The organism is Acidovorax sp. GW835-FHT14B10, from assembly GCF_058793725.1.
This window is the reverse complement of the sequence record NZ_JBXAGC010000016.1, coordinates 1-15,089: the sequence shown is the minus strand read 5'-3', so window position 1 is coordinate 15,089 and position 15,089 is coordinate 1. Positions and strand designations below refer to the sequence as shown.

Here is a 15,089-nt window from a genome sequence, read left to right as displayed (position 1 = left end):
GTAGCGGCACCACCAATGGGCATGCCGGATGGGGCATTTGAATTTTTTGACTAGGGGCTATGCATTCCACAGGTGCGCCGTCCGGTCTGGGCGCAAGCTGTTGCTTCGCCCAGCAAAAAGGCCCGCCGAAAGGGCGGGCCAGGACCTGGAGGTTTCCCCCTCCATCGTTAGGCGCTGCGGCGCCACCAGACACCGCAGCGCGGGGGCGTTCAGCGGTTGTACGCTGTTTCGCCGTGCGAAGTGATGTCCAGCCCTTCGCGCTCGGCTTCTTCGGCGACGCGCAGGCCCACCAGCAGATCGGCGATCTTGTAGGCGATGAACGAGACCACGCCCGACCACACGATGGTCAGCAGCACGCTCTTGGTCTGGATCCACACCTGGGCACCCATGGCGAAGGTGTCGGGGGTGAGACCACCCGTGCCACCCAGGTTCTGCGAGGCAAACACCCCGGTCAGGATGGCACCGAGGATGCCGCCCACGCCATGCACGCCGAACACATCGAACGCATCGTCGGCGCCCAGCATCTTCTTGAGGCCACCCACGCCCCACAGGCAGATGACGCCAGCGATCAGGCCCATCACGATGGAACCCATGGGGCCCACGAAACCGGCAGCCGGCGTGACCGCCACCAGACCGGCCACCGCACCCGAGGCGGCACCCAGCATGGAGGCCTTGCCCTTGTGCAGGGCTTCACCGGCCAGCCAGGACAGCGTGGCAGCGCCCGTGGCCAGGATGGTGTTGATGAAGGCCAGGCCGGCTGCGCCGTTGGCGGCACCGGCCGAGCCGGCGTTGAAGCCGAACCAGCCCACCCACAGCAGCGAGGCACCCACCATGGTCAGCGTCAGGCTGTGCGGGGTCAGTGCTTCCTTGCCGAAACCGATGCGCTTGCCCACCATGTAGGCGCCCACCAGACCGGCAATACCGGCATTGATGTGGACCACGGTGCCGCCAGCAAAGTCGAGCGCGCCGTCCTTGCCCAGCAGGCCGCCGCCCCACACCATGTGGGCCATGGGGATGTAGCTGAAGGTGAACCACAGCACGGCAAAGATCAGCACGGCAGCAAACTTGATGCGCTCGGCAAACGAACCCACGATCAGCGCCACGGTGATGGCGGCAAAGGTGGACTGGAAGGCCACGAACACGTATTCAGGAATCGTCGGCAGCAGCCCCGACAGCGTGTCTGGCGCAATGCCCTTGAGGAAGAGCTTGTCGAAGCCGCCGAAGAACTGGCCCTCACCGGCAAAGGCCAGGCTGTAGCCATAAATGGCCCACAGCACGGTGATCAGCGCAAAGATCACGAACACCTGCACCAGTACCGACAGCATGTTCTTGGAGCGGGCCAGGCCGCCGTAGAACAGGGCCAGGCCCGGAATGACCATCAGGATCACGAGCAGGGTGGAGGTCAGCATCCACGCGGTATCGCCGGAATCGAGCTTGGGCACGGGTGCTGCAGGGGCCGCATCGGCAGTGGCGGCTGCGGGTGCCGCGGCGGCATCGGCCGGCGCAGCCACGGGGGCGGCGGGCGCTGCGGCTTCTGCCGCCGGAGCAGCAGCGGTGGTTTCGCCCGGGGCGGGCGCCTGGGCCAGGGACATCGATCCTGCGCACAGCAGGCCCAGTCCCAGGATGAAGGAAGCAAGCAGTTTTTTCATGGCATGTTCTCTCTGTGGAATGCAGCGGGCCCTGGGGCGCGCTTAAAGGGCTTCCTTGCCGGTTTCACCGGTGCGGATGCGCACCACCTGCTCCAGATGGCTGACGAAAATCTTGCCGTCACCAATCTTGCCGGTGCGCGCTGCGCCTTCGATGGCTTCGATCACGCGGTCCACCAGCTCGTCGGCCACGGCGGCCTCAATCTTGACCTTGGGCAGAAAATCGACCACGTACTCCGCGCCGCGGTACAGCTCGGTATGGCCCTTCTGGCGCCCGAAGCCCTTGACCTCGGTTACCGTGATGCCTTGCACCCCGATGTCGGAAAGGGCTTCGCGCACTTCGTCGAGCTTGAAGGGTTTGATGATGGCTGTCACCATTTTCATTTGGGGTTCCTCCGATGGGGGCGCCTGCGCGCCCACTGTGAATTACAGGGTTTTGGTGAGCGTGGCGATCACGCGGGCTTTGTTGACGGATCCGAAATAGTCTTTCTTATTGGCACCCACGATGGCGGCACCCAGTGTGAGGCCGTTGCCGAAGTCGTAGGCGCCACCGAATTGATAATCCATGTAGTTGGGCACGCCGCTGTCCTGGATGTCACCGGAAAAACGGGTCAAGCCCAGCGCTGCCTTCAGCGTCACCTTGGGCATTACTTCCTGGGCCACCGCGACGTTCAGGTAGCCGGTGTTGCGTCCCCGCAGGCCCGAGCCGGACTTGGCGCCCGCCCAGCCGAAATAGTCCTTGGACACGGTGTGCGAGTACTTGGCCGTGAGCGGGCCATAGGTGGCAGCGCCATAAAGTTCGGTGGTGTTGCCGCTGGTGTTGCCGGGATACAGATAGCTCAGGGCACCCACATCCAGGTCCACCTCGCCGGCCTTGAATTTGTAGCCGCCATACAGGTCGGATTCCAGCGAGTTGCCGGGCAGCCAGTTCACGCTGGAGTTCCAGTTGCCGACATACCAGCCGGTGTCACCAAAGGCATAGTCGAAACCGCCCTGCAACGCGGGCTTGAAGGCGCTGACCTTGCCGGTGTCCTGGTCCTGACCCCGGAACTTGTAGTTGCTGGTCATGCTGACATTGCCGGTGAGCTGGGCACTGGCCAGCAACGGCAGGGCTGCAGCACAGGCAACGGTCAGACGCTTGATGGATGCGCGGATCATGGTTCCTCCGGTGTAATGAAGAGTGGGGACAGTTGTGCAAAGCACGGTCCGTGCCATGTTGCGGATCTCCAGGGCGACAAGGTCCGCACCCACGGCGTGCATTCGCCCTTACATTGGCAGTGGCGCCGCACCGCTGCACCCCCTTGGTGCGCAACGCCGCCAGCAGGCAACAAACGTCCACCCACCGCACCCATCTGGGGAGAAAACCGTTCATGAGTCTTGCATTGGTGCAAAGTCGCGCGCTCCTGGGGCTGGAAGCGCCCTCCGTCACCGTTGAGGTGCATCTGGCCAACGGGCTTCCCAGCTTCACCCTGGTCGGCCTGGCCGATCTGGAGGTGAAGGAAGCGCGCGAGCGGGTGCGCTCGGCACTGCAGAACGCAGGGCTGGAGTTCCCCCACAACAAGCGCATCACGGTCAATCTGGCGCCCGCCGATCTGCCCAAGGATTCGGGTCGGTTCGACCTGCCCATTGCCCTGGGCATCCTGGCCGCCAGCGGGCAGATCGACGCCAACCGCCTGGCCGGCCATGAATTCGCCGGGGAGCTGTCGCTGTCCGGGCAATTGCGCCCCGTGCGCGGCGCACTGGCCACCAGCCTGGCGCTGCGGGCCCACGGCGTGGCGGTGCGCCTGGTGCTGCCGCCCGGCAGTGCCGAAGAGGCCGCCCTGGTGCCCGGCGCACAGGTGGTCCGCGCCCGGCACCTGCTCGATGTCGTGCGGCAATTCCTGCCGGCAGGCAGCCAGGCATCCATGGACGACGCCAGCACCCCGGACGACGGCTGGTGCCTGCTGCAACCCGCGCCGCTGGCCACACAGGTGGCCTATGCCGATCTTTCGGATATCAAGGGCCAGGCGGCATCCAAGCGCGCACTGGAGATCGCGGCCGCTGGCGGGCACAGCCTGCTGATGATGGGGCCGCCCGGATCCGGCAAATCCATGCTGGCCCAGCGCTTTGCCGGGCTGCTGCCGGCCATGACCATGGAAGAAGCCCTGGAGAGCGCCGCCGTGGCCAGCCTGGCCGGGCGCTTCACCCCCGCGCGCTGGGCGCAGCGACCCACCTGCCAGCCGCACCACACGGCATCGGCGGTGGCGCTGGTGGGCGGGGTTTGTGAATTACAATAATTTTTAAGACTCTACAATATTTAATGCGACCACAAAGGCTGTGATGCCCGCCCTTCGGCGAGAACGCCGAGTCCCGGATGATCGACATAGCGCAGGGACCGGATCGCGGTGCGGACACGGCCGCAGCATTCGTTGCAGAACCGACCTGGGCTTGGCCGCTTCAGGCTGATTGCTGCCACTTAGGTTCGACGGCAGAGTCCATGGGCGCCAACGCAAGCGGTCGCTTACCGGTCAGGATCTCAAGCGACCGATCGATTACCTGTACCGGTCGTTCGGCACTGTAGCGAAGTGCAAAGTTCTGGAATGGCCCTTTGCGTCACGGACGAAACGGTGTTCTGGACCATGGGCAGGCCTTCTTCAAGCGCCAGCAGGGAGGGCGAATCACTTCTTTTGGTCCTTCAGTGTCCGTAGCGCAATACCCGCCACCCGGGTTCCCAGTGCTCCTCAAAGTGCGTGATAGACGGGCAATAGTTCACTTTGACCTGATGCTGTTGCAACATTCTGATCATTGCTCTCGCCGCAAATAAAGAAGGAGACAAGGGGTGGCCGTTGGATCGCAATGCCAAGACATCGCGCGCGGTATGTGGATATGCGGCAGTCTTGACCTCGCCATCCGCATCCGGCATTTGTGCAGGTGAGCCTGCCGTGAATCTCGTTGAAGGTGCGTGGATAAGCTTTGAGCGCCGACTGGCGAGCTGCTCAGGCCTGACCTCGATGGAGTCACATTTCATGGCGCCGTGTTCTCGGCGCCAGATACCTGGTCGACAAATGCCAGCAGCGAAGCGGTGGGCTGTTTGTCGCGATGCACGACCAGGTGAGATTGTCGGAGCTGCCGCGGCAAGGTCGTGGCGATGCGGCACAGGCGGCCGGCCTCCAAAGCGTCGCTCACGACCCACGACGAAAGGCAGGCCACGCCCATACCCGCCTCGGCCGCATGTTTGATCGCCTCCGAACTTCCCAGCTCGATGCTTCGACGGTAGGAGCGCAAGTGGGGCAGCAGACTTTGGTCGGTGGCCTCGCGCGTTCCCGAGCCCAACTCACGCACCAGCCAGACCCCTTCACGCAGTGTCCGCATTGGCACCCGCTCGCCGGCCAGGCTCATTCGTGCCCACGCGCTGTCGGGCGATGTAACGACCACCATCTCGTCCTGGTGCCATGGCGTGACGGCCAGCGCCGCTTGGTGGCAAGGCCCTTCGATCAGGCCCACGTCCAGTTCAAACGCAGCGACCGCGTCACAGATGGCCGCCGTGTTTCCGATCACGACCTTTGAGCGCCAGGCACTGGCATGGCCCGGTTGCGCTGCGACAAAACGGGCCAGCAGCCTGGGCAGCACATAGTTGCCGATGGTGGTGCTGGCGCCGATGCGCAGCGACTGGGCCTGGGCGCTGCCATCGCGGGACATCAGCTCGATGCCGGCGGCACCGTCCAGCAGCGCCAGGGCCCGCGGCAGTAACGCACGGCCGTTGTCGTTGAGCAGCAGGCGCTTGCCCGCGCGGTCAAACAGGTGCAGCGACAGCAGCCGCTCAAGTTCATTCACGGCCGAGCTGGTGGCCGACTGCGACAGCGCGATCTCGGCGCTGGCTGCCGTGGTAGTGCCGCTGCGCGCAACCGCCACGAAGATCTGCAGCTGTCGCAGCGTGAGGCGAAGGGTATTCATGGCGGATTCGTCTGCAAAGCGATTGGATGGGTACATCTTAGCGATACAACCCGTTTGACGGGTCATCTATGAAGCCGGAAGCTTCGTCCTCATGAACTTCAACCGGAGGCAAGCAGCATGACCATCAACGTACTTCGTGAGCCACGCACATCGGCCTCTGCATCGGCTTTCGCACGCATGCTCCCCGGCCTGGCCCTGAGCGGCGCCTTGGCTGCCACCGGTATCGCGCTGGGCCGCATCGCCTGGCTGCAGGACCATGGCTTCAGTGCGCTGACGCTGGCCATCGTGCTGGGCATGATCGTGGGCAACACGGTTTACCCGTGGGCCCCGCGCTGGGCGGTAGCCAGCGGCGCCGGCGTCAACTTCTCCAAGCAGAACCTGCTTCGCCTGGGCGTGGTGCTGTACGGCCTGCGGCTCACCGTGCAGGACATTGACCATGTCGGCATAGCTGGTGTCGCCATCGACGCGATGATATTGGGCTCGACCTTCGCACTGGCCTGCCTCATCGGCACGCGCTGGCTGGGCCTGGAGCGCAAGACGGCGATGCTGATCGGCGCTGGCAGTGCCATCTGCGGCGCTGCTGCGGTGATGGCCGCCGAGCCGGTGGTCAAGGCGCGCGCCGAGCAGGTCACGGTGGCGGTGGCCACGGTGGTGGTGTTCGGCACGCTGGCGATCTTCCTGTACCCGGCGCTGTTCGAGCTGAACCGGCACTGGGCGCTGATCCCCGGCGGCGCCAACGGGTTCGGCATCTACGTCGGATCGACCATCCACGAGGTGGCCCAGGTGGTGGCCGCAGCACGTTCGGTGGGCCCGGACGCAGCCAACTCGGCCGTCATCGCGAAGATGGTTCGAGTAATGATGCTGGCGCCGTTCCTGGTGATGCTGTCGGCTTGGCTGGCGCGCGACAGCACCCTGCAAGCCCTGGTGGAGGCAGAGCATGCTCACGCCAAGGGTCAACTCGCTGTGCCCTGGTTCGCCTTCGGCTTCGTCGCGGTTGTGTTGCTCAATTCGCTGCAATGGCTGCCGGCGTCGGTGGTGGCAGTGACGACCGAGATTGACACCGCGCTGCTGGCGATGGCGATGGCTGCGCTCGGCCTAACCACGCACATCGGCGCCATTCGCAAGGCCGGGGCCAAGCCGCTGCTGCTGGCGTTGATCTTGTTCGGCTGGCTCATCGTCGGAGGCGCGCTCATCAACCGCTGGGTGCCGGCCCTGGTGGGCTGAAGCCTCGAATTCACGGCCCAGGGCCCTGACCCTAAATTTCTTTGCACGCTCTGGAATAAACCGCATGCCGGCGCCGTCTGCCCTTGTGTCGGGACCTCTCGGACCCTTCATCCAGCACTCACCGCACTTCACTTCACTTCACTTCAAACCCACCCTTCATCGGAGCCCACAATGTTCAAGACTTTCGCTTTCGCCGCCACCGCCCTGACGCTCGCCGCCGGCAGCGTCTTCGCCGCCCCCAGCGACGACGCCCGCACACACTTCCAGGCCATCGCCTCGGGCGACACCCAGATTGTCATGCGTGCCTATGCCGACCAGGCCCAGCTGAACTGGGTAGGCGGCCCACTCGACGGCACCTATGCCACCACCGATGCCATTCGCGGCACCTGGGAGAAGTTCGGCAAGGCCGTCGGCCCACTGAAGCTCACAGTCGGCCAGATTGAAGAGTCGGCCAACCCCAAGGGCGCCACCGTCTCGGCCAACGTCGTCTTTGAAGGCAAGATGCCCATCAAGGTGCGCTACGTGCTGACGTTCCGCGAAGGGAAGATCGTCAGCGAGACCTGGCAGATCGACCCCAAGCTGGCAGTCGCTGCGGCCTACTGATTGGCCATCATCGCGGCCACTCTCCACCGTACCCCACACGACATCCCCATGAAGCACCTTCCGACTCTGGCCGCTCTGCTGATCACAGCGGCTTCCTTCACGGCACCACTCACCAGCGCCATGGCTGCAGACGCGCCGGCCAAGCTCGCCAACGGCGCGCTGGTCGACGCCAAGGGCATGACGCTCTACACCTTCGACAAGGACGTGGCAGGCAGCGGCAAGAGCACCTGCAACGGCGGCTGCGCCGCGCTGTGGCCGCCCGCGATGGCCGCCGCCAGCGACCAACCGGCCGGTGCATACACGATCGTCATGCGCGACGACGGTGCGCGCCAGTGGGCCTACAAGGGCAAGCCGGTCTACACCTACCAGGCCGACCAGAAGCCCGGCGACCGCGCCGGCGACAACTTCAAAGACGTCTGGCACATCATCAAGGAATGACATTTGCTGTCGACTTCCGTCCAGTCCCTCAGGCCACGACCCCCCGATGCAAGACGACGCAAGCCTGCTGAGCTGGGTGCCGCGCCTGCGCCGCTATTCGCGCGCGCTGGTGAACAACCGTGACGACGCCGACGATCTGGTGCAGGACACGCTGGAGCGGGCCTGGGCCAAGTCGAACCTGTGGGGCGGCGTGGCCGACATGCGCGCCTGGCTCTTCAGCATCATGCACAACCTGCACGTCGATGGCGTGCGCCGTCCCAGGCTGCACACCGTGACCATGGACGACGACACGCCCGAAGTGCCGGTGGCGCCGACACAAACCGACAGGCTGGCTGTACTGGATCTGCAGGCTGCACTGGACTTGCTGCCCGTCGAGCAGAAGGAAGTGCTTCTTCTGGTGACGCTGGAAGACATGGCCTATGCCGATGTGGCGCAGGCCCTGGGTATCCCCATCGGCACCGTGATGTCGCGCCTGTCGCGAGGCCGTGAGCGCCTGCGCGGCCTGATGGAAGGCCGCGCAGAACCGGTGCGGCTGAAAGTCGTCAAATGAATGTATTGCGAAGCAACCCATGAATACCGACCGTCCGCCACCGTCCATTCCCCCGGTCACCGAGGCCGACCTGCATGCGTTCGTTGATGGCCGCCTGCCCGCTGAGCGCCAGGTCGAGATCGCCGCTTATCTGGCCGCACGCCCTGAAGACGCGCAGCGCCTGGAGGCCTACCGGGCGCAGAAGCGCAAACTGCACGCCTTGTTCGATCCCGTGCTGGATGAACAGCCGCCGCAGCGCCTGCTGAAATCGGCGCGCCCGCGCGCCGTGCCGCAGACGCCTTGGTACCTCCAGCGCCTGGCCGCTGGGATCGCCATCGCCGTCATCAGCGGCGCGACTGGCTGGGGCTTGCGGGGCGGCCTGCCCGCGGGGGGCGACGATGCCGGCCGCATGGCCGCCGCGGCACCCGCCGAGCGCGGCCTGACGCTGGCGTCAGCGGGCGGCTTCGCGCAGCGCGCGGCGGTGGCTCACGCGGTATACAGTCCCGACGCGCGCCGCCCGGTCGAGGTGGACGCGGCGCACGAGGACCAGTTGGTGGCATGGCTGTCCAAGCGCATGGGCGCGCCGATGAAGCCGCCGCACCTGCAGGCCCAGGGCTACACGCTGGAAGGCGGGCGCCTGTTGCCGGGTGGCCAGGGGCCGGTTGCGCAGTTCATGTACCGCAACGAGCTCGGCAGCAAGCTGACGCTGTACGTGTCCAACGATGTCGCCGACGTGGGCAGTGCCGCGGGGCCGGACAAGGCACTGCAGGCCGGCGTGAAGAACACAGACACGGCCTTCCGCTTCGCACGCGAAGGTGCGGTCAATGTCTTCTACTGGGTCGACGGTCCCTTCGGCTACGCCCTGTCGTCCGACGCCGACCGCAGCGTGCTGGCGCAGGTGTCGGCCGAGGTCTATCGGCAACTTGGCACCCCGCGCTGAAGGCCAGGGCGGCGTCGGCGCGACGCGCTGTCGGCTCGCGCCAGGGAATGAAACGGCCTGAGCCGCGCTCTTGACCTGAAGCAAGCGCTGGGCAGTGGTTCATCGGCGGCTGCCGGCCCACGACCCAAGCGATCACTCTCCACACCAACTCAGAAAGCAAACATGACCACCCAACGCCGCGACATTCTCAAGTACACCCTGGCCGCCGCGGCAGCCAGCGCGCTGCCCGCAGCACATGCCCAGGCCCCGTCCGGCGCTTCAGCGGGAGCCGCAGCCACCGGCATCGACCCGCGCGACCGCGTCTTCATCACCAATGAAGACTCCAACACGCTGGTCGTCATCGACCCGAAGACGAACACCGTCGAGAGCACGATCAACCTGACCAGCTTCGACGAAGACCCGCGCCCGCCGTTTCGCTACGTCACCGCCGGCGTGGCGCCGACACACGCGGCGATGATCCACAAGCCGCTGTACCACGGCTGCATCGACGCCCACGGCGCGGTGCCGTCGCCCGACGGCCGGCTGCTGGCCACCAGCGGGCGTGGCTCGAGCAACATCTACCTGATTGACGCCGAGCAGCGCCGCGTGATTGGCAACACGCCGAACCCGGCCGCCGGCCCCAGCACCAACCCCGAACGGTTGAGCAGCGGCCTGCTGCTGGGCCGCGAACCGCACGAGCCCACCTTCACCCGCAATGGCCGTGAACTGTGGGTCACGCTGCGCGGCGAAGACCGTATCGCCATCCTCGGCGTTGACCAGGCGGTGCGTCAGTTGAAAGGCGCCGACAGCCCGGGTTCAACCGCCATCCGCCAGTTCCTGCCGACGATCAACGGCCCGGCGCAGGTGTGGTTCAACCGCGAGGGAACACTCGCCTTCGTGGCCAGCCAGAAGGTGTCGCAGATCGACGTGTTCCGCGTCAACCCGGGCGCCGACGGCCACAGCCGGCCGCAGCGCGTGACAACCCTGGACATCAGCGCACAGGACAAGCCCGGCTTCACGCCCTTCATGAAGACCACGCCTGACGGCGCCGAGGTGTGGTTCTCGCACAAGCTGGCCGATGCGCTGTCGTGCCGCTCGACGCAGGGCGGCTTCGACCTGATCGACAGCGTGCCGCTGGGCATGGGCGCGCGGCCCAACCACGTCGAGTTCGTCAGCAATGCGCGCGGCAGCGTGGTCTATGCCAGCCTGGCGCGCATCGACGACGGCGGGCCCGGCGGCGTGGCGTCCAGCCCCATCGCCATCATCGACCGCAGCGCCCCCGGCGGCCAGCGCAAGGTGGTGGGTACCTTCTTCAGCCACGGGCGCGAGTCGCACGGGTTGTGGACCAACCCCGAGAACACGCTGCTGTATGTGGCCCACGAACAGGACGAGCTGCCCGGCACGCCCAACGCGGGCCAGACCGTGTGCAGTGCATTTGATGTGAGCGACCCGCTGCGCCCGACCTTCATTGCGCAGATCCCCCTGGGCAATCTGACGCTGCCCTCTGGCGCGCTGCGCAACAAAAAGAGCATCAACCTCGTCTACGTGCGTGTGGGCGAGAAGGGCCAGACGGCATGAGCGGCGCGCACACCAGCCACGGCGCCAGCGCCGCGCACACCAGCGCATTCCAGCGGGATATGGACGAATCGATGGCCCGCATGATGCAGGCCATGCACAGCCCGGGCTACGCAGGCCAGGCCGACCAGGACTTTCTGGCGATGATGATTCCGCACCACGCCGGCGCTGTGGACATGGCGCGGCTGGTGTTGCAGCATGGGCGCGATCCTGTCACCCGGCAGTTGGCCGAGGAAATCATTGCCGGGCAGACGGTGGAGATCCAGAGCATGCAACGCCGACTGCACACCCTGCAGCAGCGCACAGCCAAAGGTGCGGAAGCGGAATTTCCGTCGCTGGGTGGGACGCGGGGGCCTTGATCGACAGCCCTAGGGAAAGTACCGATGAGCGCCACGGAATGAACCAAGCCACGCAGCGCTCTTGATCACCATGCTGTTCCAGTCTGCCGAGTCCCGCTATAACCAATGGGTGCGTGAGCACTACCGTTTTTTGCTGCGCAGTGCGTGGGCGCTCACTGGTTCGCGCGCCATTGCCGAAGACGTGGTGCAAGACTGTTTTGCCAACGCCTGGAAGCACCGGGAGCAACTGCGCGACGCTGCGCTGGCACGGGCTTGGCTCTTTCAGATCATGCGCCGCGCCGCCTTTCGCCAGGCCGCACCCAGCATGCAGTCGCTGGACGATGAAGAGCAGCCCGAGCAAGCGGCGCCCGACGCGGGGCTGGACGACAAACTCGATGTCGTCAAGGCGCTCGCGCGCCTGGCGCCCATCCACCGCGAGGTGCTGGTGCTGTTTTATTTCGACGACATGCCCACCGCCCAGATGGCCGAGGCGCTGGAGATCGCGCCCGGCACGGTGTTGTCGCGCCTAGCCCGTGCGCGCGACGCTTTGAAGCTGGCCATGGGGGTACCTGCGACACCCAAGGCCGATGTCAACGTTACCCCGTTTCGCAGGACCAAGACATGAGCCCCGATACCGACGCGCCTTTCCTGCCCGACGGCGAATTCGATTTGCGCGCGCGCGCCGAGTTGGCGATCGCCTTCGAGGCCAGCGACGCACCGGCACACCTGTACCGAAAGCCGCAGCCGCTGCTGGCGCGACGCGGCTTGCAGCGTTTTCTGGCGGCGCTTTTGCTGGCCGGTGGCACCAGCGGCGGGGTGCTCGCCGTGCGACCGCCAGCGATGGTGCGCGACGCGATCGACCACGAATACCACGAGCGCAGCTTGCGGGGCAGTTTCATGGAGCAGCGCCAGTTGCTCATGCACCTGGGCATGCGGGACGCCAACGTGGTGCCCGGGTTTCCCCAACTCATGCGGCCATGCGATATCGAAGGTCACCTCGCTTACCACCTCACCACGTTCTTCGAGAAGGGCGGCATGGTGACGGTGTATGCCTTTGACCAGCCTGTGGACCTGCGCGAGGCCAGCGGCTGGTGGAGCAACGTGCACTGGAAGGTGATCCGCTCGCGCGAGGGCAAGCCCTTGTTGCTGGTGGCCCAGAAAAAGAAGGCACTGGCGGTCGCGCAGACGGCACTGCAGGCACCTCCCGTGTCCGGGCCAGGCTGAGGCACCGCGTCCCTGTCAACGAATCAACCGCTCACCCCTTTCACCCCAACCGGCGCACGACGCCCGACCACCGGAGACCCCAGAAATGAACCAACAACCCACCTCGCTCCCCCGGCGCCACCTGCTGGCCGGCAGCGGCGCTGCTTTGGCTGCCGTTGGTCTGGCCAGCTTTGGCCGCACCGCAGCCGCTGCTGGTGAGACCGCGCCCGTCGCCGTGGCCGGTGCTGCCAAGCCTCTGCCAGCGTACGTGGGCTGGAAGGACCCGGCCAGCCTGATCGTGCACAGCAGCACCACCATTGAGACCAAGCGCAGTGTGTTCGGCACCAGCGTAATCACGCCGTCCGAGCAGCTCTACATCCGCAACAATCTGCCCGCGCCCGACGCCTCGATCCTGGGCAACCGCGATGCCTGGGAGATCAACATCGAGGGGGTGAAGAACCCGCGCAAACTCACGCTGGGCGACCTCAAGCGCATGGGCATCGAGACCACGGCGATGGTGTTGCAATGCTCTGGCAACGGACGCGGCTACTTCCCCAACAAGCCCAGTGGAACGCCTTGGCAAGTGGGCGCAGCAGGCTGTGTGGTGTGGAGCGGTGTGCCGGTGCGCTGGGTGGTGGATGCCCTGGGCGGCGTGGAGGCCGGCATGGCCTACCTCACCGGCACAGGCGGCGAAAAACTCCCCGATGGACTGGACCCCAAGAGCGTGATCGTGGAACGCTCGGTGCCTGCTGCCGCACTCGCCGATGCCCTGCTGGCCTGGGAAATGAACGGTGTGCCGATTTCGCTGGCCCACGGCGGCCCACTGCGCTTGATCGTGCCGGGTTACACGGGCGTGAACAACATCAAGTACGTCAAACGCCTGGCCTTCACCGCTCAGGAGACCGACGCACGCATCATGTCGCACGGCTACCGCATTTCACCGCCCGGCGCGAAGGGCGACCCGTCGCAGCCATCGGTGCAGGAAATGACGGTGAAGTCGTGGATCAACGGTCCCGGCACGGACGGCGCCCCGCTTAAAGCGGGTGACACACAGATCCATGGCGTGGCGTTTGGCGGCATGAACGCGGTGGCCAAGGTCGAGGTTTCTCTGGACGGCGGAAAAACCTGGCAGCTCGCGCGCATGGTGGGGCCCGACCTCGGCCGCTTTGCGTGGCGGCAGTTTGTTTTTGCGGCGCGCCTGCCGGCGGGCCAGTTCACCCTGGCGAGCCGAGCCACCGACACCGCAGGCAACGTGCAGCCCGAACAACGCATGGAAAACGCGGGCGGCTACAACAACACCAGCTGGGCCGACCACGCCGTGAAAGTGAGCGTGGCATGAAGCGCACAATCCAAAAACACGCGTTGGTCGCTGCCCTGTGGTCGTTGGCATTCACAGTGCTGCCCGTGCACGCCGCCGACGATGCCGCGCAACTTCAACAAGGCAAGGTGTTGTTCGGCCAAGGCGCGGTGCCTGCCTGCGCCCTGTGCCATGCGCTCAAGGACGCGGGAGCCGAAGGCGCCGTGGGCCCCAGCCTGGACGAGCTCAAGCCCGATGCCAAGCGCGTGGCCACCGCGCTGCGCAACGGCATTGGGCAGATGCCGTCCTACAACGGCAAACTCAGTGATGCGCAAATTGCCGCCCTGGCGGCCTACGTGGCCAAGGCTTCGGGTGGATCAAAGTGATGGCTGGTTGGCCACAGCGCTGCTGCGCCAACTGACAAAAAGGACGGGATCACCTGCAAACAGCGATCCCGACTGAGTGGCTGACCCAGGGCGGGTCAGCCACTCACCATCACTTGCCTGGTTTGATGTCGGGGACCACCATCCAGCCAGCCCCCATCATCACAACCGCCGGGAACTTCTCGCCGGCCTAAGTCTTGCCCAGCATGGCCTTGTGCTCGCGGTAAGCCATCAACGCTGGCGACACGCCCAGGTGATTGATCGCACCATGCTTGATGCTGCTGCAGTCTTGCTCGTCGAGCTTGCAGATCTCTGCACGCTGTTGTCAACTCTCTAGCAATGTCAACTGCGCGCCTGAAACCTGTCTCTGCGCATTACCACGATGCATGAATAGGAGTGATCGCAATCCGGCACGCCAAGGGCATTCACGTTGAAAACTCGAACGGCAGCAACCGCTGCCAAGCGGCACTCTGGTAGGCGGTCCCAAGACTGACTGCAGCCACTCAGGTTTTGCAGACCGATGGCAGCCGCCGCCGGAACCTGACATTCGCCATCCTGCGAGGCGAGCGTCCGCTGCACCTTCAGCACCGGCCATTCAACATCGACGTGCCGCTCAAGGTGCCGAGTTGATCTGCCCCCCCGCCAGCCGGAAGAGGCTGAAGTGAGTGAAGCCCATCGACTACCAGAAGAATGACGGAGATGAGACATGTCTGCGTTCGTGGCGGTTTGTGGTGAACGCGGGGCGCCGCTATGCCGCGAAAAGTCCTGAATCAATGGCCTGTGGCAGAACGCTTAAAGTCTTGACCACCCCGCGGTAAGGTTCACCACCCTGTTTTCAGCTTAAGGCAATGCTGATCAAGGTCCACCGTTGTCGCTTCTCAAACGTTATCCGCAGATGAAGCAGCAGACCCTGGCAATGGCCGCAGATCAAAACAACGGATTCGAGCAGTCGCGCAAGCCCACCCGACGTGAAGAGTTCTTGCGGACCATGGAGACAATAG

The 15,089-nt window shown here is 65.3% G+C and carries 15 protein-coding genes and 2 pseudogenes; 13 read left to right on the top strand and 4 right to left on the bottom strand.

Going from position 1 to position 15,089, the window contains the following annotated elements:
• Positions 1 to 209: 209 nt before the first annotated feature.
• From amt to AC1Q5S_RS13515, 3 genes are read right to left on the bottom strand one after another with little or no spacing between them, the layout of a single operon-like run.
• Entirely contained in the window at positions 210 to 1,649 is a 1,440-nt protein-coding gene (gene amt, locus AC1Q5S_RS13525) for an ammonium transporter (RefSeq protein ID WP_303832859.1), read from the bottom strand.
• Between the two features lie 42 nt (positions 1,650 to 1,691).
• Positions 1,692 to 2,030 (bottom strand): P-II family nitrogen regulator, encoded by a 339-nt coding sequence (gene glnK, locus AC1Q5S_RS13520; RefSeq protein ID WP_026434926.1) that lies wholly within the window; start codon positions 2,028 to 2,030, stop codon positions 1,692 to 1,694.
• A gap of 42 nt (positions 2,031 to 2,072) precedes the next feature.
• Positions 2,073 to 2,804, bottom strand: a complete 732-nt coding sequence (locus tag AC1Q5S_RS13515; protein ID WP_303832856.1) for a TorF family putative porin — start codon at positions 2,802 to 2,804, stop codon at positions 2,073 to 2,075.
• A 212-nt stretch (positions 2,805 to 3,016) separates the two neighbouring features.
• Between AC1Q5S_RS13515 and AC1Q5S_RS13510 the strand changes: the two are divergent.
• Positions 3,017 to 3,904: pseudogene (locus AC1Q5S_RS13510) on the top strand (YifB family Mg chelatase-like AAA ATPase); the annotation flags it as partial.
• 745 nt (positions 3,905 to 4,649) lie between these two features.
• Here AC1Q5S_RS13510 and AC1Q5S_RS13505 read toward each other — a convergent pair.
• Positions 4,650 to 5,579 carry a LysR family transcriptional regulator gene (locus AC1Q5S_RS13505; RefSeq protein WP_287878803.1) on the bottom strand — a complete coding sequence of 310 codons (930 nt, stop codon included), beginning with the start codon at positions 5,577 to 5,579 and terminating at the stop codon, positions 4,650 to 4,652.
• A 117-nt stretch (positions 5,580 to 5,696) separates the two neighbouring features.
• On the opposite strand from AC1Q5S_RS13505, the gene AC1Q5S_RS13500 reads away from it, so the two are divergent.
• From AC1Q5S_RS13500 to AC1Q5S_RS13445, 12 genes and pseudogenes are all read left to right on the top strand, one after another.
• Positions 5,697 to 6,803: a YeiH family protein gene (locus AC1Q5S_RS13500; RefSeq protein ID WP_287878804.1), complete on the top strand. Its 1,107-nt coding sequence runs from the start codon at positions 5,697 to 5,699 to the stop codon at positions 6,801 to 6,803.
• 171 nt (positions 6,804 to 6,974) lie between these two features.
• Complete coding sequence (locus AC1Q5S_RS13495; protein ID WP_287878805.1) at positions 6,975 to 7,406, top strand: nuclear transport factor 2 family protein; 432 nt, start codon at positions 6,975 to 6,977, stop codon at positions 7,404 to 7,406.
• A 120-nt stretch (positions 7,407 to 7,526) separates the two neighbouring features.
• Positions 7,527 to 7,844: a COG4315 family predicted lipoprotein gene (locus AC1Q5S_RS13490; RefSeq protein ID WP_231624607.1), complete on the top strand. Its 318-nt coding sequence runs from the start codon at positions 7,527 to 7,529 to the stop codon at positions 7,842 to 7,844.
• A gap of 46 nt (positions 7,845 to 7,890) precedes the next feature.
• Entirely contained in the window at positions 7,891 to 8,394 is a 504-nt protein-coding gene (locus AC1Q5S_RS13485; RefSeq protein WP_008904230.1) for an RNA polymerase sigma factor, read from the top strand.
• A gap of 19 nt (positions 8,395 to 8,413) precedes the next feature.
• Positions 8,414 to 9,313 (top strand): anti-sigma factor family protein, encoded by a 900-nt coding sequence (locus AC1Q5S_RS13480; RefSeq protein ID WP_287878810.1) that lies wholly within the window; start codon positions 8,414 to 8,416, stop codon positions 9,311 to 9,313.
• Positions 9,314 to 9,475: 162 nt separating this feature from the next.
• A complete protein-coding gene (locus tag AC1Q5S_RS13475; protein WP_161124572.1) occupies positions 9,476 to 10,870 on the top strand; it encodes a YncE family protein in 1,395 nt (464 codons plus the stop codon).
• Positions 10,867 to 11,226 (top strand): DUF305 domain-containing protein, encoded by a 360-nt coding sequence (locus AC1Q5S_RS13470; RefSeq protein WP_008904210.1) that lies wholly within the window; start codon positions 10,867 to 10,869, stop codon positions 11,224 to 11,226. The genes AC1Q5S_RS13475 and AC1Q5S_RS13470 overlap by 4 nt, the downstream gene beginning before the upstream one ends.
• Before the next feature lie 70 nt (positions 11,227 to 11,296).
• Positions 11,297 to 11,830, top strand: a complete 534-nt coding sequence (locus AC1Q5S_RS13465; RefSeq protein ID WP_050813810.1) for an RNA polymerase sigma factor — start codon at positions 11,297 to 11,299, stop codon at positions 11,828 to 11,830.
• Positions 11,827 to 12,429, top strand: a complete 603-nt coding sequence (locus AC1Q5S_RS13460) for a hypothetical protein (RefSeq protein WP_287878818.1) — start codon at positions 11,827 to 11,829, stop codon at positions 12,427 to 12,429. The genes AC1Q5S_RS13465 and AC1Q5S_RS13460 overlap by 4 nt, the downstream gene beginning before the upstream one ends.
• A gap of 85 nt (positions 12,430 to 12,514) precedes the next feature.
• A complete protein-coding gene (gene sorT, locus AC1Q5S_RS13455) occupies positions 12,515 to 13,747 on the top strand; it encodes a SorT family sulfite dehydrogenase catalytic subunit (protein WP_062405656.1) in 1,233 nt (410 codons plus the stop codon).
• Entirely contained in the window at positions 13,744 to 14,091 is a 348-nt protein-coding gene (gene sorU, locus AC1Q5S_RS13450; protein WP_008904214.1) for a SorU family sulfite dehydrogenase c-type cytochrome subunit, read from the top strand. The genes sorT and sorU overlap by 4 nt, the downstream gene beginning before the upstream one ends.
• 892 nt (positions 14,092 to 14,983) lie before the next feature.
• Positions 14,984 to 15,089 (top strand): annotated as a pseudogene (locus AC1Q5S_RS13445) (IS5/IS1182 family transposase); the annotation flags it as partial.